General features: G+C 63.4%; 17 protein-coding genes. 4 read left to right on the top strand and 13 right to left on the bottom strand.

From position 1 onward, the window contains the following. Positions 1-41: 41 nt before the first annotated feature. The 7 genes from aroB to pilM form a co-directional block, all read right to left on the bottom strand. Positions 42-1,169, bottom strand: a complete 1,128-nt coding sequence (gene aroB / locus CCR82_RS14875) for a 3-dehydroquinate synthase (RefSeq protein WP_201246591.1) — start codon at positions 1,167-1,169, stop codon at positions 42-44. Continuing rightward, positions 1,169-1,693, bottom strand: a complete 525-nt coding sequence (gene aroK, locus CCR82_RS14870) for a shikimate kinase AroK (protein ID WP_201246590.1) — start codon at positions 1,691-1,693, stop codon at positions 1,169-1,171. Before aroK ends, aroB begins: the two co-directional genes overlap by 1 nt. Before the next feature lie 88 nt (positions 1,694-1,781). Further along, positions 1,782-3,680 carry a type IV pilus secretin PilQ gene (locus CCR82_RS14865; protein ID WP_201246589.1) on the bottom strand — a complete coding sequence of 633 codons (1,899 nt, stop codon included), beginning with the start codon at positions 3,678-3,680 and terminating at the stop codon, positions 1,782-1,784. Positions 3,681-3,692: 12 nt separating this feature from the next. Beyond that, complete coding sequence (locus tag CCR82_RS14860; protein WP_338073185.1) at positions 3,693-4,241, bottom strand: pilus assembly protein PilP; 549 nt, start codon at positions 4,239-4,241, stop codon at positions 3,693-3,695. Between the two features lie 8 nt (positions 4,242-4,249). Then, the gene (gene pilO / locus CCR82_RS14855; protein ID WP_201246587.1) at positions 4,250-4,843 is read right to left on the bottom strand and encodes a type IV pilus inner membrane component PilO; all 594 of its coding nucleotides are present in this window, start codon (positions 4,841-4,843) and stop codon (positions 4,250-4,252) included. Next, positions 4,843-5,433 carry a PilN domain-containing protein gene (locus tag CCR82_RS14850; protein ID WP_201246586.1) on the bottom strand — a complete coding sequence of 197 codons (591 nt, stop codon included), beginning with the start codon at positions 5,431-5,433 and terminating at the stop codon, positions 4,843-4,845. The genes pilO and CCR82_RS14850 overlap by 1 nt, the downstream gene beginning before the upstream one ends. A gap of 7 nt (positions 5,434-5,440) precedes the next feature. Continuing rightward, complete coding sequence (gene pilM, locus CCR82_RS14845) at positions 5,441-6,547, bottom strand: type IV pilus assembly protein PilM (RefSeq protein WP_201246585.1); 1,107 nt, start codon at positions 6,545-6,547, stop codon at positions 5,441-5,443. Between the two features lie 116 nt (positions 6,548-6,663). On the opposite strand from pilM, the gene CCR82_RS14840 reads away from it, so the two are divergent. After that, positions 6,664-7,380 carry a hypothetical protein gene (locus tag CCR82_RS14840; RefSeq protein WP_207191013.1) on the top strand — a complete coding sequence of 239 codons (717 nt, stop codon included), beginning with the start codon at positions 6,664-6,666 and terminating at the stop codon, positions 7,378-7,380. On the opposite strand, the gene CCR82_RS14835 is transcribed toward CCR82_RS14840, so the two are convergent. The 5 genes from CCR82_RS14835 to CCR82_RS14815 all read right to left on the bottom strand — a co-directional run bounded on the left by CCR82_RS14835 (position 7,369) and on the right by CCR82_RS14815 (position 14,408). Then, a complete protein-coding gene (locus CCR82_RS14835; protein ID WP_201246584.1) occupies positions 7,369-8,667 on the bottom strand; it encodes a citrate synthase in 1,299 nt (432 codons plus the stop codon). The genes CCR82_RS14840 and CCR82_RS14835 overlap by 12 nt on opposite strands. A 317-nt stretch (positions 8,668-8,984) precedes the next feature. Further along, entirely contained in the window at positions 8,985-10,229 is a 1,245-nt protein-coding gene (locus CCR82_RS14830; RefSeq protein WP_201246583.1) for a malic enzyme-like NAD(P)-binding protein, read from the bottom strand. Positions 10,230-10,353: 124 nt separating this feature from the next. Beyond that, positions 10,354-10,554 (bottom strand): 50S ribosomal protein L31, encoded by a 201-nt coding sequence (rpmE, locus tag CCR82_RS14825; protein ID WP_201246582.1) that lies wholly within the window; start codon positions 10,552-10,554, stop codon positions 10,354-10,356. A gap of 252 nt (positions 10,555-10,806) precedes the next feature. Next, positions 10,807-12,138 (bottom strand): four-carbon acid sugar kinase family protein, encoded by a 1,332-nt coding sequence (locus tag CCR82_RS14820; protein WP_201246581.1) that lies wholly within the window; start codon positions 12,136-12,138, stop codon positions 10,807-10,809. A 23-nt stretch (positions 12,139-12,161) separates the two neighbouring features. Beyond that, positions 12,162-14,408 (bottom strand): phosphoketolase family protein, encoded by a 2,247-nt coding sequence (locus CCR82_RS14815; protein ID WP_201246580.1) that lies wholly within the window; start codon positions 14,406-14,408, stop codon positions 12,162-12,164. Between the two features lie 211 nt (positions 14,409-14,619). On the opposite strand from CCR82_RS14815, the gene CCR82_RS14810 reads away from it, so the two are divergent. Then, positions 14,620-15,366 carry an IclR family transcriptional regulator gene (locus tag CCR82_RS14810; protein ID WP_201246579.1) on the top strand — a complete coding sequence of 249 codons (747 nt, stop codon included), beginning with the start codon at positions 14,620-14,622 and terminating at the stop codon, positions 15,364-15,366. 98 nt (positions 15,367-15,464) lie between these two features. Here the strand turns inward: CCR82_RS14810 and CCR82_RS14805 are convergent, their stop codons facing one another. After that, complete coding sequence (locus CCR82_RS14805) at positions 15,465-16,205, bottom strand: histidine kinase (protein ID WP_201246578.1); 741 nt, start codon at positions 16,203-16,205, stop codon at positions 15,465-15,467. Between the two features lie 320 nt (positions 16,206-16,525). Between CCR82_RS14805 and CCR82_RS14800 the strand changes: the two genes are divergently transcribed. Together CCR82_RS14800 and glpK are read left to right on the top strand one after the other, a co-directional pair. Next, positions 16,526-17,116, top strand: coding sequence for an HdeD family acid-resistance protein (locus CCR82_RS14800; RefSeq protein ID WP_201246577.1), 591 nt, complete (start codon positions 16,526-16,528; stop codon positions 17,114-17,116). A gap of 149 nt (positions 17,117-17,265) precedes the next feature. After that, positions 17,266-18,786: a glycerol kinase GlpK gene (gene glpK, locus CCR82_RS14795; protein WP_201246576.1), complete on the top strand. Its 1,521-nt coding sequence runs from the start codon at positions 17,266-17,268 to the stop codon at positions 18,784-18,786. Positions 18,787-18,830 lie beyond the last annotated feature (44 nt).

The following is an 18,830-nucleotide window of genomic DNA, read 5'->3' as shown; positions in this document are numbered from 1 at the left end:
AGCCGCTATGCCATGCGATTGCAGAAAGCGGGGGACGCCTCTCATTCCGTGCCGGCCTGTGCCGAGGCGATGCTGGCGCGCAGCAACGCGGGGTCGACGTCGGCGGTCAGGACCGCCTCACCGATCCCTTTCAGCAAGACCAGACGCAAACGGCCTGCTTGCACCTTCTTATCGACGGCCATCAACTCGAGCCAGCGCGCGCTGCTCAGGCTCGTGGGCGGCTGGGTCGGCAAACCGCAAGACGCGACCAGTGCCCGGATGCGCGCCACGGCGGTCGCCTCGAGCCAGCCCAGGCGCGCGGAGAGCTGCGCCGCCATCACCAACCCCGTGCCAACGGCCTCGCCGTGCAGCCAGGTACCGTAGCCGGTCCCGGCCTCGATCGCATGGCCAAAGCTGTGGCCGAGGTTGAGCAGGGCGCGCTGGCCCGCTTCACGCTCGTCGGCAGCGACGATGCGGGCCTTGTTCTGGCAGGAACGGGCGATCGCCGTCGCCAAGGCCGCCGGCTCCAGTGCCCGCAAGGCCGGCACCCGGTCCTCGAGCCAGTCGAAAAAGGGCCGATCGGCGATCAGGCCGTACTTGACCACCTCGGCCAAACCGGCCGAGAGTTCGCGCGCGGGCAAGGTCGCGAGTGTGGCGGTATCGGCGATCACCGCGCGCGGCTGATGGAAGGCGCCGATCATGTTCTTGCCGGCCGGATGATTGACGCCGGTCTTGCCGCCGACCGATGAATCGACCTGCGCCAGCAAGGTCGTCGGCACCTGGATGAACGGCACGCCACGCTGATAGCAGGCAGCGGCAAATCCCGCCATATCGCCGATCACCCCACCACCGAGCGCGATCAAGGTGGTATCGCGGCCACAGCGGCGCTCGAGCAGCGCGTCAAAGATGCGGTTGAGCGTCGCCAGATCCTTGTAGCACTCACCATCGGGCAGGATCACCTGCTCGATCTCGAACGCGGCCAAGCCCGCGCGCAGCGCCTCCAGATAGAGCGGCGCGACCGTCTCGTTGGAGACGATCATCACCCGCTTGCCGACGACAAACGGGCGATAGCAGTCGGGATCGGAGAGCAGCCCACGACCGATGACGATCGGATAGCCGCGCTCACCCAGGTCGACGTCGAGCCGCTGGCGCTCGGCCACCGCCGCCGGGATCGGTCCGAGCGCCGACATCAGAGTTCCTCGCTCTCGAGCCGGCGGCGGATCTCCTTGACCACCGAGACGGTCCCGCGCCGCTCGGTCGAGACCACCATATCGGCGACCTGGCGATAGATCGGCTCGCGCTCGGCCATCAGGTCGCGCAGCCGCTGTTGCGGATCATCGGTGTCGATGAGCGGGCGGCCGCGATCGCGCGCGGTGCGCGCGAACTGTTGCTCCGGGCTGCAGTGCAGATAGATCACGAAGCCGCGCGCCGCCAACTGCTGGCGATTCTCGGGCGTCAACACGACGCCGCCGCCGGTGGCGAGCACGATGCCGTCTTCCTGCGCCAGCTCCTCGACGACGCCCCGCTCGCGCTTGCGGAAGCCTTCCTCGCCCTCGAACTCGAAGATGGTCGGGATATCCACGCCGGTGCGGCGCTGGATCTCCTGATCGCTGTCGCGGAACTCGTAACCCAGCGCCTCGGCCAGTTGCCGGCCGACGGTGCTCTTGCCGGCGCCCATGGGACCGACGAGAAAAATGTTAGGTGGTCTGATCATAGTCACTAGGTATGCCAGATTTGCCGGGCGCTAGCAAGCCGCCGACCGCAACGGGTCCTCTCGCAGGGGGCAAACGGCGCCGGGCGGATCAGCGGATCTCAAGGTCGGCGTCGAGGATCTTCGGCGTCACGAAGATCAGCAGCTCCTGGTTCGAGTTCTGCCGCGAGGTCGTCTTGAAGAGGCGCCCGAGCACGGGCAGATCCCCCAGCCAGGGCACTTTGTCGACATTGAAGCTCTTCTGCCCCTCGAAGACCCCACCGAGCACGATGGTCTCGCCGTTATCGACCAGCACCGAGGTGCTCACGGCGCGCCTGTTGCGCAACGGATTGCCATTGACCGTGAAAGTGAAATCGGCCTCGTCCTTGTTGACCTCCAAGGCCATGATCACGCGATCATCGGGCGTGATATGCGGCGTGACATTGAGCTTGAGTGTTGCCGGCTCATAGCGCACCGTGGCTGGCGACTCATCCGTCGCCGGCGTCACCACCGGGATATCCTGCCCGACCTCGATGATCGCCGGCGTTTGATCGGCGGTGACCACCCTGGGACTCGAAATGATCTCGCCGCGCCCTTCGCGCTGCATGGCCGAAAGCTCGAGCGTGATCAGGTGCGAGCCGACCTTGCCGAGCAGGAAATCGATCGCGCCGGCAGGGTTCTGGACTGGCAGGTTGACCCACAGATTCGGGGCGCCCGCGCCTCCGGTCAAGGTCGAATTGAAGCGCTCGCCTTGGCCATCTCGTCCAAATGGGCCCGTATCAAAAAAACCGTAGGGCCCCATTCCAACCCCATCGTTGGCCTGAGCGCCGCCCACCAGCAGCTCATTGCGACCCAGGGCGCCGGTCGAGCCACTCGCGCCGAAGCGCACACCGAGATCGCGGGCAAAGTTGTCGTTGGCGATCACCACGCGCGACTCGATCAGCACCTGCCGCACCGGGACATCGAGCCTGGCGATCAGGGCGCGAATCGCGCGGATGCGCTCGGCGGTATCCTGAATGATCAGGGCGTTGGTGCGCTGATCGAAGCTCACCGTGCCGCGCCGCGACAAGACCGGGGCCTGGGCGTCTGCGGACAGCAACGGGTCGCTGTCGTGCGTGCCGGCTGCGGAGATCTCGGCCACCGCCTCGCGATGCCCCTGCAATAACTCGACGATCTCCTCGGCTTTTGCATAATGGATCTGGATGAGCTCCGTTCGCATCGGCGTCAATGCCTGGAGCTGCTGGCGCGTCTCGAGCGCCAACAGTTCACGCGCCGCCAGCTCCTCGGAGGGCGCCACCATGATGACATTCCCTGTCTGTCGCATCGACAGCCCCTTGGTCTTCAAGATGATCTCCAGGGCCTGGTCCCAAGGCACATCACGCAGGCGCAGCGTGATACTGCCGCTCACGCTATCACTCGCCACGAGATTCAAGCCAGTGAAGTCGGCGAGCAGCTGGAGTACCGCTCGCACCTCGATGTCTTGAAAATTGAGCGACAGGCGATCACCGGCACCAGAAGCCGCCGGGCTCCGGCTTGGCGGCTCGGGCGCGTCGCCGACCCGAGCCCTTGGCGCGGCTCGCTCCGGGTTCAATGCCACACGCACCCGCTTGCCCTGGCGATCGATCCGGTAAGGTACGCTCGCATCCAGGTTGATCACGACCCGCGTGCGGTCACCAGCCTCGATCGCCAGCAGACTCTGTGCGGCGCCGAGCCCGATCGGAAGCGGCTTACGGCCGAGCTGGCTCGAGACATCGGGGAAATCGATCGCGATCCGCGCCGGGTTCTCGGTCGCGAAATCGCGCGGCGCGGGTGGCGCCTCGGAGAACACCAGATCGATCTCGATGCGATCGCCGGGCAACGCCGCGAATTCAGCCGTCTCGAGGCTCGCACCCGAAGCCGAGGCCGACCCCAGGGCCGCCCCCAGACACGCCAGGATCGAGATCAGTCGCGGCAATCGCCGCGCCTCACCGCATGCGAGCAATCTCCTGATCCAGACTCTCAAGCGTGTCATGATCGCTGCCGCCTATTGGTTGAGTGCCAACGATGCCCGCCGCCGCGCCCATTGCCCGGGCTGTTTTTCAACCACCTCCGTCAGCATCAGCTCAGTCGGCTCGATGCGGGTGATCCGGCCGTTGTTGCGCCCAAGATGCTGCCCCTCGCGCACGCGATGCAGCGTCCCTTCAGGGCTGGTGATCAGAGCCCAGCGCGTCCCATACTGCTCTAGGGTACCGACCATGCGCAACGCAGCGAGCGGATAGTCCTCCAACGGTTCTTTGGGCCGCAGCGGGTCCGGTGAGAGGCCACTGGGGCGACTTTCCTGAGCCACTTTAACGGCCTGTTCAGCCGCGTGCTCAGCGGCTTGGTCATCCATCACGAACGGATCGCGTCGATCGCCTGCTCGATAGACGAAGCGATCCACCTGCCTGATCACCGGGGTCGGATCGAGCGATCTCGGGGAGCGCGCCATGACCCGTTCGGCATAGGACGCAAGCTCCGAAAGCCCGGAATCAGCGCAGCCCGTCAGCAGGATCGCTACCACGCCCCCCAGCACGGGCCGCTCGATATTCGGCACTCGACTGCTCATCCTGCCCCGGGCCCACCAAGGTAACGATAGGTCTGCACGGTCGCGCTCAGGCTCATCACTCCCATGGCTCCGCCCGGCCTCTTGGTGTGCTCGATCTGGATATTGTGCACCGTGACGATCCGCGGCAGCGAGGCCAGGCCACTGATGAACGTAGCAAACTCATGATAACGGCCGCTCACACGGACGCGAATCGGCCGTTCCGCGTAAAAATCCTGGGTGGCCTCCGCCGACGGCTGGAACAGCTCGAATTCGAGCCCGGCCGCTCGCCCGGTCCGCGACACATCCACCAGCAACGACGCGACCTCGGTCTCATCGGGGAGCTGGCGTAGCAGGTTGCCGAACGATACCTCCATCTCGGCCAGCTGCTGCCGATACGCCTCCAGGTTAGCCGCCTTGGGCTGTTTCCGCTCGAGGCGCTGCTTCAGTTCCAGCTCCTGCTGCCGCGCGCCGCTCAAGCGTTCGAGCTGATCACTCGTCACGAACTGATACCACCCAACACCGACCAATCCGCAACCCATGGCGATGAGCACGGCCTTGGCAGCCATGGGCCAGTCACCGATCGTGTTGACATCGAGTGCGTTGAGATCCATCAGCCTTTCTCGGCGGCAACGACTGCGGTATCCTCGCTCGCATCGGAGGGCGGGCGCTGCTGGTTGAAGCTTAGGCGAAAATGGCTGAAGCCGGTGCCGGTCTCATCTTTGTTCTCGATCAGCAGCAGATTCGGACTGCCGATCCACTCCGAATCCTGAATCGTGCGCATCAAGCGCGAGACATGCGCATTGGACTGCGCGCGCCCCTCGATGGTCACCTCCCCCTGCTCCTGTTTGAGCTGGGTCAGGAAGACGCCGGCTGGCACCGCATCTACCAGTTGATCAAGCATATGCACAATCTCCGGGCGGCTCGCCTGCAGGCGTTGGATCACCTCCATCCGCGCCAATAGATCGGCCTTCCTCTGCTCGAGTGCGTTGATCTCGCGAAGACGCCGATCGAGAACCGCAACCCGTGCCTCCAGAAAGGCATTGCGCGCCTGCTGCGCATCGATCACCGCCTCAAGCTGCACCTTGAGCAGCACACCGATCAGTAAGACCAAGCCAAGCGCAGCCGCGGCTGTGATCGCCAGATCACGCTGGCGTCGGCGGCGCGCTGCCTCACGCCATGGCAGGAGATTGATATGGGCCATGAGAGGATCAGCGAAACCGTCGCAGCGCCAGCCCCAACGCGATCAGCATCGCGCCACGATTGTTTTGGACCAGATTACGATCAAGATCGTCGGACAAGGCCATCTCGGCCAAAGGGTCGACAATCCGCACCGGCAGGGCCAGGCTTTCAGCAATGGGCCGTTCGAGCGCTGGCACCTGCGTCACGCCGCCAGTGAGCAGCACCTCATCGACGCTGTTGAACGCGGTGGTCGAATAGAAGAATTGCAGCGCGCGTCCCAACTGCCGCGCCAAGGCGTTTTGAAACGGTGCCAGCACCTCGGCCTGGCGCGTGGGCGGCGCTGCCGCTAGACGCGCCAATGCCTGTTCGCTCCCCTGGTCACTCTTAGGATCCCTCATCAGATCCTCGCACCGCTGCACCTCATCGATCAACTGCTGCCCACCAAAGCTCTGCTCACGGGTATAGAGCGTCTGACCGGCACGCAGCACATGGAGCGTGGTCGTGGTGGCGCCGATGTCGGCAATCGCGGTGAGTCGGGTTGTCCCCGGCGCTGTTCCCAGCCCCGGCACCAAGGGCGCGCGCAAGGCACTAAAGGCGGTTTCGACCGCATTCGATTCGATGTCGACGATCACGGCGCTCAGGCCAGCGTGCTCGAGCGCCGCGACCCGATCGTCGATATTCTCGCGACGCGACGCGGCGAGCAGGACGTCCACCATCCCGACCGCGCCTTGCGTGGGACCGATCACATCGAAGTCGAGGTTGACCTCATCCAGGGGATAGGGGACATACTGATCCGATTCGAGCTGGATCTGAGCCTCCATCTCGGCATCGGAAAGATCAGCGCCGAGTGAGAGGACCTTCGTCATGACCGCAGACCCGGCTACCGCAACCGCAGCGCGCTTGGTCTTGGACCTGGAACGCCGCAGCGCTATGGTAATGGCCTGGCCAACCTTAGCCGCATCGGCGATTTTCTTCTCGACAACGGCGCCAGACGGCAGGGGCTCGAGCGCTAGCGCCTCGACACGCAACGGCTTCAGCCCCTTTCCAGCCGCCGGTCCGAGTTCGAGCAACTTAACGGCGGCCGAGCCGATATCGATGCCGAGCAACGGAGATTGTTTGCGAGCAAATCCGAACATCGCACGCCGGCCATTGCCGCGAACGGCGGCCAACCCCCTCGCATTTCCGAGCCTTGACCTGACTATATCAGAAAGCATCCCACGCGCATCCAGCCATCCTAACGACGAAGAATCGCATGCCTAGACGAAACGGGAGCCGACTCGGTCGCCGCGCGCGCTCGACCCGCTCGGCGTCAGACCACCCCAGACGTAGCACAAGACCGGCGAACCGAGGCGCCTGCGCGAGTCAGCGCCGGCAGCTCGCCTGCGAGGCCGCACGCATCATGCGCGAACTCGGGCTCGTCGAACTCGATCATGGCCGCCGTAAGGCCGTCGAGCGGCTCGGTTTCAGCAATAAGCGCTGTTGGCCGGACAATGCCGAGATTCAAGCAGCGCTGGAGAGCGAATATCGACTCTTCCAACCGCACACCCAGCGACGTGTCACCACCCTGCTGCGCGAGCAGGCGCTAGCCGCGATGCAGACCTTCGCCGAGTTCGAGCCGCGCTTGGTTGGATCGTCGGTCTCGGGCACGGCATCGCTTGAGCAGGGCGTGCGCCTGCACCTCTTCGCCGACGATACCCGCCCGATCGTGTTCCGACTGATCGATACAGGCATTCCCTGGCAGGCCGGCGATAGCCAGCATCGCTACGCCGACGGCAGCCGACAAACGCATCCGACCTTCGCCTTCGTCGCCGGCGAGGTGCCGATCGAGTTGGTGGTGCTCCCGGATCAGGCCCGCCGCAATCCGCCCCTGAGCGCGATCTCGGAGCGCCCGGAGCGCGGCCTTGACCCCCAGGCTGTCGAGCGCCTGCTCAGCGAGCGCGAGCCCGAACAAGCGGATTTAGCGTTTTGAAATCGGCACGTAATCGCGAACGCCCTGCCCGTGGTAGATCTGGCGCGGGCGCCCGATGCGGTTGGCTGGATCGCTCATCATCTCCATCCAGTGCGAGACCCAGCCGACGGTGCGAGCGACCGCAAACATCACCGTGAACATATTGCGCGGGATGCCCAGCGCCCGATAAATGATACCGGAGTAGAAGTCGACGTTCGGATACAGCTTACGCTCGACGAAGTATTCATCGTTGAGCGCGATTTCCTCGAGCTTCACCGCCAGCTCGAGCAGGGGGCTATCCGAGGCTCCCGGGAATTCCTCCAGAACCTGATGGCAGACCTCGCGGATGATCTTGGCGCGCGGATCATAATGCTTGTAGACCCGATGCCCAAAGCCCATCAGCCGGAAGGGATCATCCTTATCCTTAGCCTTATCCACGTACTTGGCGACGTTCTTCACATGGCCGATCTGCTCGAGCATATCGAGCACCGCCTCATTAGCGCCGCCATGCGCCGGCCCCCAGAGCGAGGCGATACCAGCGGCGATGCAAGCAAAGGGATTGGCACCGGAGCTGCCAGCGAGGCGGACCGTCGAAGTACTGGCATTTTGCTCATGGTCGGCATGCAGGATGAACAGCAGGTTCAGCGCCTTTTCGGCGAGCAAGCCGGGCTCATAATCCTCGCAAGGAGTCGCGAACATCATGTGTAGGAAGTTCGCGCCATAGCGGAGATCATTGCGTGGATACATGATCGGCTCGCCAACAAAATGCTTGTAGGCTGCGGCGGCGATGGTCGGCATCTTCGCGATCAACCGATGCGCCGAAACCTCGCGGTAGCGTGGATCATTGACGTCGATCGATTCATGATAGAAGGCCGATAGGGAGCCGACCACCCCACAGAGGATCGCCATCGGGTGGGCATCGTAATGGAAACCGCTGAGGAACCGTTTCAGGTTCTCATTGAGCATCGTATGACTGGTGATTAGATGCTCGAAATGATTCAACGCTTCTTCGCTAGGCAACTCGCCGTAAACCAACAGGTAAGCCACTTCGAGAAAGCTTGCCTTGGTCGCCAACTGATCGATCGGATAACCACGATAGAGCAGCACGCCCTTCTCGCCATCGATGAAGGTGATAGCGCTGTGACAACTTGCGGTGGCCATGAAGCCTGGATCATAGGTGAAGAAACCGGCATCGCGGTACAGCGAGGAGATATCCAACGCGCCCGGGCCGAGCGTACCTGTCTTCAGCGGATAGTCGAAGCTTTCACCGGCCGCCTTATTCGTGAGGGTAATGATCTGATCGGCCATAGAGGTCTCTCCCGTCTGTCAGTCGCTCTCAAACGCCAAGCCATGGTCTCCGGGCAAGGGCCAAGGAGAATATCAGCCTGATGATCAAAGGCCCTTAAGGCCTCTGGAAGGATCGATATTAATGCACTGGATGGAAGCAGCCCGCACCAAGGCGATGCGTCCTGACCCAATAGGCGGCGGACATTGGCGAGGAGCCAACCTTGGGTCCAGACAGCAGCCATGACAGGATCTGCCTTCGACCGCCCCCGATTCTACTCGAGGTCGACAGCCGCCATCCGAGCGGTCACGGGGAAACAGATAGCATGAAAGGTGCCGGCTCACTCACGGGCGACACCGCTGGCAACCGCAGCGCGCGCAACCGCCGACGAAACGGCATCACGCAAGCGCGGGTCCAACGGCTTGGGGATGATGTAATCCGGTCCGCGACTGAGCGCGTCGAGGCCATAGGCCTCCAGCACCGAGGCCGGCACCGGCTCCTTGGTCAGATCCTTGAGCGCATGCACGGCCGCGATACACATCGGCATGTTGATGCGTGAGGCACGCACATCGAGCGCACCGCGAAAAATGAACGGAAAGCCCAGCACATTATTGACCTGATTCGGATAGTCCGAGCGGCCAGTAGCCATAATCAGGTCATCGCGCACCTTCAGCGCTACCTCGGGACGGATCTCGGGCACCGGATTTGAGAGCGCGAAGACAATCGGCTGCGGCGCCATCGATGCAAGCATCTCAGTGCTAACCAGATCCGGCCCCGACAGCCCGATGAACACATTCGCGTCCGCGAAGGCATCGGCGAGTGTGCGCCGGCCGGTCTCGACCGCGACCTCGGTCTTATGCCGATTGAGATCGGTACGCCCGCGATGGATCACGCCCTTGCGATCGACGGTGAGAATCTTCTCCGGGTTTGCACCCAGTTCGATCAAGAGCTTGATCGAGGCGATACCGGCAGCGCCCGCACCGAGCACGACCATGCGCGCATCGGCCAGCGCCTTACCTTGCATCTCGAGTGCATTGAGCAGACCGGCGGCGATGATGATCGCGGTGCCATGCTGATCGTCGTGGAAGACCGGGATATCGAGGCGCTCGATCAGCGCCTGCTCGACATCGAAGCAATGCGGCGCGGCGAGATCCTCGAGGTTGATGCCGCCGAAGGTTGGCGCGATCCGCGCCACCGTCTCGATAAACGCTTCCGGCGTCTCGGCATCGACCTCGATATCAAATACATCGATATCGGCGAAGCGCTTGAACAGCACGGCCTTGCCTTCCATCACCGGCTTGCCTGCGAGGGCGCCGACATTACCGAGACCGAGCACGGCGGTGCCATCGGTGATCACCGCCACCAAATTACCGCGATTGGTATAGCGGTAGGCATCCTCGGCATTGGCATGGATGCGCCGCACCGGCTCGGCAACGCCGGGCGTGTAGGCAAGCGAGAGATCGCGTTGCGTGGCCGCTGACTTGGTGATTTCGATCGCGGTCTTTCCAGGCCTCGGCGTCTCGTGGTAAGCGAGCGCGGCAGCGTTCAGATCGGCGTCGGCATCAGGCTTTTGGTGATTGGGCATGGATGGCGCTCCGTTGGCGTTTCAGCGCCGAATCGAGCGCAACGGCGCCGGAGGTGTAAACAGCGCGCCGCCTTACGGCCGGCGACGCGATCGATCCTAGCGCGACGGCACTGTTAGCGGCGCCTCAGCGACCGTACTTACGGCGGAACTTATCGACCCGTCCGCCTGTATCGAGGATCTTCTGCTTACCGGTATAGAACGGATGGCACGCGGAACAGACCTCGACATGCAATTCGTCTTTCAACGTCGAACGCGTGTTGAACGTATTACCACAACTGCAAAGGACTTTAACGTCCTGATACTCTGGGTGGATGCCTTCTTTCATGGCCTGCCTGCTCCGAATCGGCTCTCTTATCAGGTTAATCGACGAAGCATAGCGCGCGAAAGCCGGCTCCGCAAGGAGGCATTTGCGCTGTAGCGTAACCTACTGAAACTGCTTACACTAACTTTTCTCGGGGTGCTACTGCCGTATCATGTTACTTAACACGGTTGAGCCCCGAACTGATCGATCTTGTTCCAGAACTCTCCCCAACGCCGGGGGACTGTGCATCAAGGCGCGCAAATACACCGCTCAAATTCAAGCAGCAGCCGGTGTGGTCAGCGTCTGACACACCTCCGTCAAGGTCTCATTCCCCCCCACATTTCCGGGGAAGATCACCACCGGCAGATTCGGAAAACGCGGATGATCCTCCGGACAACGCACTACCGAACAGCCTGCATGAACCTGCCCAAGCACCCGTGCCGTGCGCAACGCCAGCGCCTTGCTCAGCGTATCGTTCGAGGTGATGCCACCCTTGCTGATCAGAAAGCCAATATCTGCCGGTAGCTGCTGGCCGATGCGCACCAGCAGATTCGCCACTCGATCCCCAAACGCCAAGCGCTCCGCCTTGGTCGCAAACTGCCGCTCGCTGCGGCTGGTATAGAGCACCGCACCACGGCCCTCACGCATTGCCGCTTCCACTGAAGCGATCAATTCCGCCGCCAGCACATCAGCGTCATCCAGCCGATCCAGATCGATCTCCAGCCCCACCGCATCCGTCTTAGCCAACAGATGCTCCAACTGCCGCGTCGACTTACCCACATGCGAGCCCATCAGCACCACACCCGGCCGGCCGCCGCGCACAAAGGTCGCCATCTCCGCTGCCGGCACCGGCTGCGGCGGCAGGTCCGCCAGGGCCGTCAACAGACTCGCTGCACTGCGAAACAGAAACCGCTTGCCCTGCCCCGCCGTCGCCAACACCTGTCGCGCAAAGCCGTCCAGATCCGCCTGCTCCTCAGCGTCCACCACACAACAGCGATTCCCCTCCAGGCGAATCAAACGCCCCTCCAACGCCCCGCCCACATCCGCCAGCGAAAACCGCTCGACTTCATCCGCAGCAATCCGCCCCGCCGTCTTCTCCTCGACATAGTCCGGCAGGAACGCCGTGCTGAAACCAAACACCGAATCCCGCGCAAACTCCGTTTCATGCACTGGCACCGGCTCGCCATCCACCAGCAGATAATGCGTCCCATCCCGCGTCAAGCGTCCGCCCTCGAAGAACGCCGGCACCAGAAAATGCGCATCAAAAGGCCCCAGCACCTCCTCGATCACATCCGTCTCCACTGGATAATGTCCGCGCAAGGTGCTATCGGACCGGCTCACCACCACCGGCTGCACGGGCTCCCCAGCCTTCTCCATCTGCGCCAACGCAGCGCGCAGATTTACACAGATCTCACGCGTCACCGCCGCTGCCGAGAACGCATCCATGCCCCGCGTATTACTCAGCACAAAGAACAGCGGCGACGCATCGCGCAAGGCTTCGAGCAAGGTCTCGACATCCCAGCGCATCAGCAACAGGCACCCATGCACCGTCTGCGAGCCGGTCGGGTCATCATCAATCGCAATAATCTTGGTCACAGGTTCAGCCATATCCAGAGCCAGTCAGTCTCAATTTAGGTGCCAATCAACCCAGCAGCCCGAGCCGCCAACGCCTCCCCGGTGATCCCATTAAACGCCATGATCTCCGCCGGCGAAGCCGTCGTCTCCCCCCGCTGCCAGCCGAACAGATCCCGCGCTCGAGCGCGCGAGCGCAACAGCACCGGCTCCAAGGCCACCGTGCCGCCACCGCTGACGGCCACCAACGCCTCCCCATCAAACAGATCCGCAAAGGCCAAATCCTCCATGAACCGCCCATCCGCCTCGGCACTATGCTCCCAAGCCACATCACCCGCCCGATACAGCCGGCGCGGATTGGCCACCGCCACGATCCGCACCCGATGACCTGCCGCCTCCAGCGCATCCTTCGCCTCGAACACCGGCAACAGCACCATATCCCCCGTCACCGCGAACACCACCAACGCCCCGCCGCCAGCCGGCGATTCGTACAACGCGACCGCGCCTTCATCGATCGCCCGCGCAGCCTGCTCCGGCGTCGTATACACCGGCAGTGCCGATTTGCTCGCCACGATGCTGATGCACTTATTGAACTGCGAGGTCGCCCAAGCAAAGGCCGCCTGCATCATGTTCGCATCCGCCGGATACAGCAGATAGCTGTTGCCATTGCGCATCTGCCCACCGAGATAGTTCTCGATCTCAGGGCGTTGATGGGTCCAGCCATTGCGCCCCTGCTCCAAGGCACCGGCGGTGAACATGCTCACCACCGCCGGCGTGCGCCGCCGCAGTTCCGCCATCGCCTGCGCCACCGTCTGCACGATCGGCCAGCCATTGATCGCGAAGCTCTCGTACGAGAGCCACAGCGAACGCCCACCGAACAAGGCGATCCCCGCGGCCAGGCCGGCACAGGCATCCTCGCTCAGCGGCTCGTAGACCTGGCCGGTTGGCGCCTGGTTGTAGAGCGCATCGACGGTCGGATGGCGGATCTTCAGCCGCTCATTGATCACCTTCATCGCCGAGGCCTCGTTGCCATCGGCATTGGTCACCACGAACAGCGGATCGCGCTCACCCAGGGTCGCCACCATCTGCGCCATCGCCGTCGAGGGCACCGCCTTCTCGCCGACCGCAAACGCCTGCATCGGCAGCTCACCGACCTCCGGCAACGGACGCTCGGACTCGGTCACCGCCACCCGGCCCGCCGGACCTCCGCCCGCGCGCGCCATCAAGGTGCGCACCAGCGCCCAGGCCTCCGGCGCCAGCGCGCCGCGCTCCAGCGCCTCGGCAATGCTCGGCTTCTCCGGCTTGTCACCTGGGTACAGGTTGTGCGACTTGGCCCCGCGCGCATGCACGCCGGCGCCTTTGAGCTGTTTGATGATCACCGCCGTCAGCGTGCCACTCAGCGCCGAGTCGGCCGCCTCGCGCATGCCATCCAACACCGCCCGCGTAAAGGCCGCGCGCGCCGACTCGCCGAACAGCGTGCTATCGACATAGGCCTCAGGCTGATCGGCGTCGTCATAGGCCTTGGCATCGACCAGGATCACCCGCTCGAAGCCATGCGTCTGCCAGTAGGCCGTCATCTGCGCGTTGTCCATCAGCGACACCATCGAATGGTGCTCCTGGCTATAACCGTTCCAAATCAGCACCGGCAGGAAATTGGTCACCTCCGGATAGCTGGTGTGGAAGTGCTTCATCGCCGAGAGGATGTAGGGCTCGCCGAGGCCGCCATCGCCGATGGTGCAGGGGAACAGCTTGTCGCGATTCAGATAGGCCCCGGCCATCGCGAAATGCTGCCCCTGCCCGAGCGGACCCGCCGGCGCCAGCAGGCCCGGAATGGCCCCGGACAGATGCCCGAGCAGCCCATCGCGCTCACGGAAGCGCTCCTGCATCTGCGTCATGGTGCGGATGCCCATCGCCTCCAGCGAGCCATCCAGGAACATGCTGCTATAGAAGCCCGGTGCATGATGGCCGACCTCGGTGACGATGTTCTTGTGCCCGAGCATGATCAGCGCCGCGATCGCCTCGGCCGCGCTCGCGAAGCCGCCTGGATGGCCCGACTCCTTGGAGGCGCACAGTTGCAGCATCGAATACCGTAGCGCATCTGCAATCAGCCGGGTTTGGAACACCGCGGCCTCATCGACCTGCGAGATCGCCGTCTCGCCCTCGCCGACCGCCGGCTCAGACAGCGCAGCGAACGCCTCCTTCAGCGGGCCGAAATGCAACACCCCCTCACAGAAGGCGGGGATGGCAGCAGATTGATCGGTCGATCTGGTGGCAGTGGAGGCTGTCGCGGTAGCGGATGCACTCATGGTCGGATTTCCTCAATGTTGGTCTTTCGGCGAGCCCTCATCCACAGGCCCATCTCGGCGGTGGGATGATCAAAGGAGAAACGGGGACGGCGGAAACCTGGTCTATCCCTGTTTCTCTCTGCATGCTTGAGGCATAGATTGAGCCTCAGAGCCTCTTTTCGCAATAAGGGAAAGCTTTCATAATGCGGAAAACACTCAGACATCAAACACCATGGCTACCCCACCACCCCGCATCCAGGTCATCGATCGCGCAGCAGCACTACTCGATGCCATCGCCCGCTACCCAGACCCGGTCAGTCTCAAGGTGCTCACCGCAGAAACCGGCCTGTATGCCTCCACCACGCATCGCATCCTCGCCGCGCTGATCCAGAACGGATTCGTCGAGCGCGACCCCGCTGGCCACTATCGGCTCGGGCTGCGTCTGCTCCAGGTTGGGGTGCGCCTGCGTGGCGATGTCGACCTGCGTGCGATCGCACGCCCGGTGATGGAGACCCTGCGCGACCAGCTCGGCGAGAGCATCAATCTCACCATTCGCGAGGGCGATGAGGTGGTCTATATCGAAAAGGCCACACCCAATCGGATGATCCATGTGCAGCAGCTCATCGGCGCCCGCGCGCCCTTACACGTCACCGCAGTCGGCAAGCTGATGCTCGGCGCCGGCGGCGAGGAAGCGATTCGAACCTATGCCGAGCGCACTAACCTGCCAGCCTATACCCGCAACACCCTGAGCGATGTCGATCGGCTGCGCGCAGCCTGTCTGGACGCGATTGACCGAGGCTACGCGCTCGACGATGCAGAAGCCGAACTCGACGTTGGCTGCATCGGCGTCCTGCTCTACGACAGCACCGGCCGCGTCGCCGGTGGCCTCTCGGTCTCAGCGCCGATCGAACGTCGGCAGCTGGACTGGATCGCGGATCTGCAACAGGCAGGGCAGCGCATCTCCGAGCAGCTCGGATGACGGAGAAAACAAGACAAACCACATTTCCCTTTACCATACGGTGGAGAGCAGTCAGGGGGAGCGCCAGGCACCAACGTTCTCGATAGACAGCCACAGAATCAAACGGCGGCATGCGTCGATGCCAGCGGCAGCTCGAAGGTCGCGTGATCCTCGCCTAGCACCAGCACTCCGCCATTGTCGCGGGCGGCGCGTTCGGCGGCCTTCAACATCAGCTGGTAGTCGGCTCGCTCGAGGGGTATCGGAACTTCTGGCCCGCCTTCGCTCGTTAAACGCAACCGCAGTCGCTGGGTGTTCTGATCCTGTTCGATCCACAGCAGCGGCTGCGCGCACACACCATTGCAATTATTGCCGATCCCGATCAGGCGGAGCAGATGGACTAAGGCGGCTTCGAAGCCCTGCTCGTCGACCAGCACGGCCCATCCGTCTCCATCCGCTTGCTTCGGCCCCGCCGAGGATGACAGCGGGTGGTCGACGACACGGCCTCCAAATGCCATGACGATGTCCGCAGCAATTAAGGCCGCATCCACTGAACGTTTGGGTCCATCGGCGAAGCGATTCGCGCGTACATTTTGGGTCAGATTGGTCGATAGGGTCGAAACCGCGTCAAGCACCCGCTGCAGCCGCTCCGAACGCCCCCGGTCGTCTCCGAGTTCGAGCTGCAGTGTCTCCGAGACCAACTCGATCACGCTCAGCGGAGAGCGTAGGATGTGGGCTTGCTCGCGCGCTTGCTCCGCGAGCAGCGAGCGGCGTTCCAACTCGCTCAGGCGCTCGCGGGTAGGGTCGAGGTCGACCGACGCGACCTTTTCAAAACTGTCGTTAAGGCTGGACATCGCGGTCATAAGCTAGCTCCTCGTAGACCGAGACCAAGATAGAACAACCTTACAAGCATCCGCTGGGCCAGGTCCAAGCGCCTTGGTCTCGACCGTTCAAGCTGCCCCAACGGCGGTTCATCTGTTGGCCGACGCCGCTCCCCGCAAGCGTAGCACCGCAAGAAGGGCTGGTTCATTTCCCATGAACCTGGTTGCTTTCCACCGTACTCCACGGGTTAAACCATGCTGCAATCGTTGCGGCACCATGCGCCCTGAGCCGATACCCAGTGGATGCGCAAATCGCTTACCATCGACGGCGCCGTCCTCTCACCACAAAAGGAGATTCTTCTATGACCGACTTGAACACGAATCCATCCATGGCACCCATTCCTCCATTTGGCGACCTCGAGAAGAACTGGGGCTGGCTGCTGGCCTTCGGGCTGCTGTCGATCATCCTCGGCACCATCGGTCTTGGCATGACCTTCATGCTGACCGAGCTCGCGATCGTGTTCTTTGCGGCACTGCTGATCGTCGGCGGCGTCTTTCAATTACTCGACGTCATCAAATGCAGCGGCTGGAAGAGCACGGTCTGGCATGTACTGATCGCGCTACTGTATGTCGCCGTCGGCGTCTACATGGTCTTGGAGCCTTTGCATACCGCCGTTGCCCTGACGCTCGTGTTGGGGGCCACGCTGATCGCGATCGGCCTCTTACGCGCGATCATGGCGTTTCAGGTCAAGCCGGCGAAGGGCTGGTGGTGGCCGCTGGTCTCGGGGGGCATCTCGCTGATCCTCGGCGGCCTGATCCTGGCCGAATGGCCGCAATCGGGCCTGTTCATCATCGGGCTGTTCATCGCCATCGAGCTGATCTTCAACGGCTGGTCGTATCTCTTCATCGCGCTCGCCGCGCGCGCGGCCCGTCAGGACCGGCTCAAGGCCTGATGGCCGAGCGCTTGGCCGGCGTCGGCCTCAGTGCCGGCGCCCTCTTGAGCGACACCGATAAAAACGCCTCGCAGACAGCACCGGCATCGGCGCAACCGCGATCGCTGCCATCGTCCTCAGCGAGGCCATACCACTGATGGAGCGACGAGATGAAAGACGGCGTCATCCTCTCGATCGACCAAGGCACCACGGGCTCGACGGTGCTGCTCTTCGACCATGCCGGCCAGATCCGGGGCCGCGCCTACTCCGAGTTCACCCAGCATTACCCAAAGCCAGGCTGGGTCGAGCACGATGCCGAGGAGATCATGCTGGTCACCATGAAGGTGATCGCCCAGGCGCTCAAAGCTGGCGGCATCGCGCCGAACGCGATCCAGGCCATCGGCATCACCAATCAGCGCGAGACCGCCGTGCTCTGGGAGCGCGCCAGCGGCAAGCCGGTCGGGCGTGCCATCGTCTGGCAGGATCGACGCACCGCCGAATATTGCGCCGAACTCAGGGCGCAAGGCCACACCGAGCGGGTCCAGCAGAAGACCGGCTTGGTGATCGACCCCTATTTCTCCGGCACCAAGGTCAAATGGATGCTGGACCACATCCCTGGACTGCGCGAGCGCGCCGAGCGTGGCGAGCTCTGCTTCGGCACCATCGACTCCTGGCTGGTCTACAACCTCACCGGCGGCAAACGGCACATCACCGACTATTCCAACGCCTCGCGCACCCTGCTCTACAACATCCACGCGCTGCGCTGGGATGAGGAACTGCTGGCGCTGCTGGAGATCCCGGCCGCGATCCTGCCCGAGGTGCGCCCCTCCTCCGAGATCTATGGCGAGACCGATCCGCAGATGTTCTTCGGCACCCAGGGTATTCCAGTGGCTGGCATCGCCGGCGATCAGCAGGCGGCGCTGTTCGGTCAGGTCTGCTACAGGCGTGGCATGGCCAAGAACACCTATGGCACCGGCTCGTTCGTGCTGATGAACACCGGCACCGAGGCGGTGACCAGCACCGAGCAGCTGCTCACGACCATCGCCTGGGGCATCGGCGACGAGCCGGTCGAGTACGCGCTCGAAGGCGCGATCTTCGTCACCGGCTCGGCGGTGCAGTGGCTGCGCGACGGACTGCGGATGATCGAGCACGCGAGCGAGACCCGCGAGCTGGCGCGCTCGGTGCCGGAGAACGAGGACGTCTACTTCGTGCCCGCGCTGGTTGGGCTCGGTGCCCCGCATTGGGATCCTTACGCCCGTGGCCTGCTGATCGGCATCACCCGAGGCACCAGCCGCGGCCATATCGCGCGCGCGGTGCTCGAGAGCATGGCCTATCAGACGCGCGACGTGATTGAGGCGATGCAGCGCGACTCCGGCATCACCCTCAAGGAGCTGCGCTGCGATGGTGGCGCCTCGGTCAACAGCGTGCTGATGCAGTTCCAGTCCGACATCCTCGGCGTGAAGGTCGAGGTGCCGAACATCATCGAGACCACCGCGCTCGGTGCCGCCTATCTGGCCGGTCTCGCGGTCGGCTTCTGGGAGAGCCGCGACGAGATCGCCGAGAAGTGGGCGCTGGATGTGCGCTATCGCCCCCGCATCGAGGCGGCCAAGCGCGACAAGTTGTTCAGGCGCTGGCATCGCGCGGTGGAGTTGGCGAAAGGTTGGGCGCGAGAGGAAGTGGAGAGCGATTAGTGGAGACTGGTCAGTGGTCAATGGTTAGAGTGGAGGGCGCTGGC

Source organism: Halochromatium salexigens (genome assembly GCF_016653295.1).
GTDB lineage: Bacteria > Pseudomonadota > Gammaproteobacteria > Chromatiales > Chromatiaceae > Lamprobacter > Lamprobacter salexigens.
Note: the sequence above shows the minus strand (reverse complement) of the source record. Positions and strands in the feature narration are given on the sequence as shown.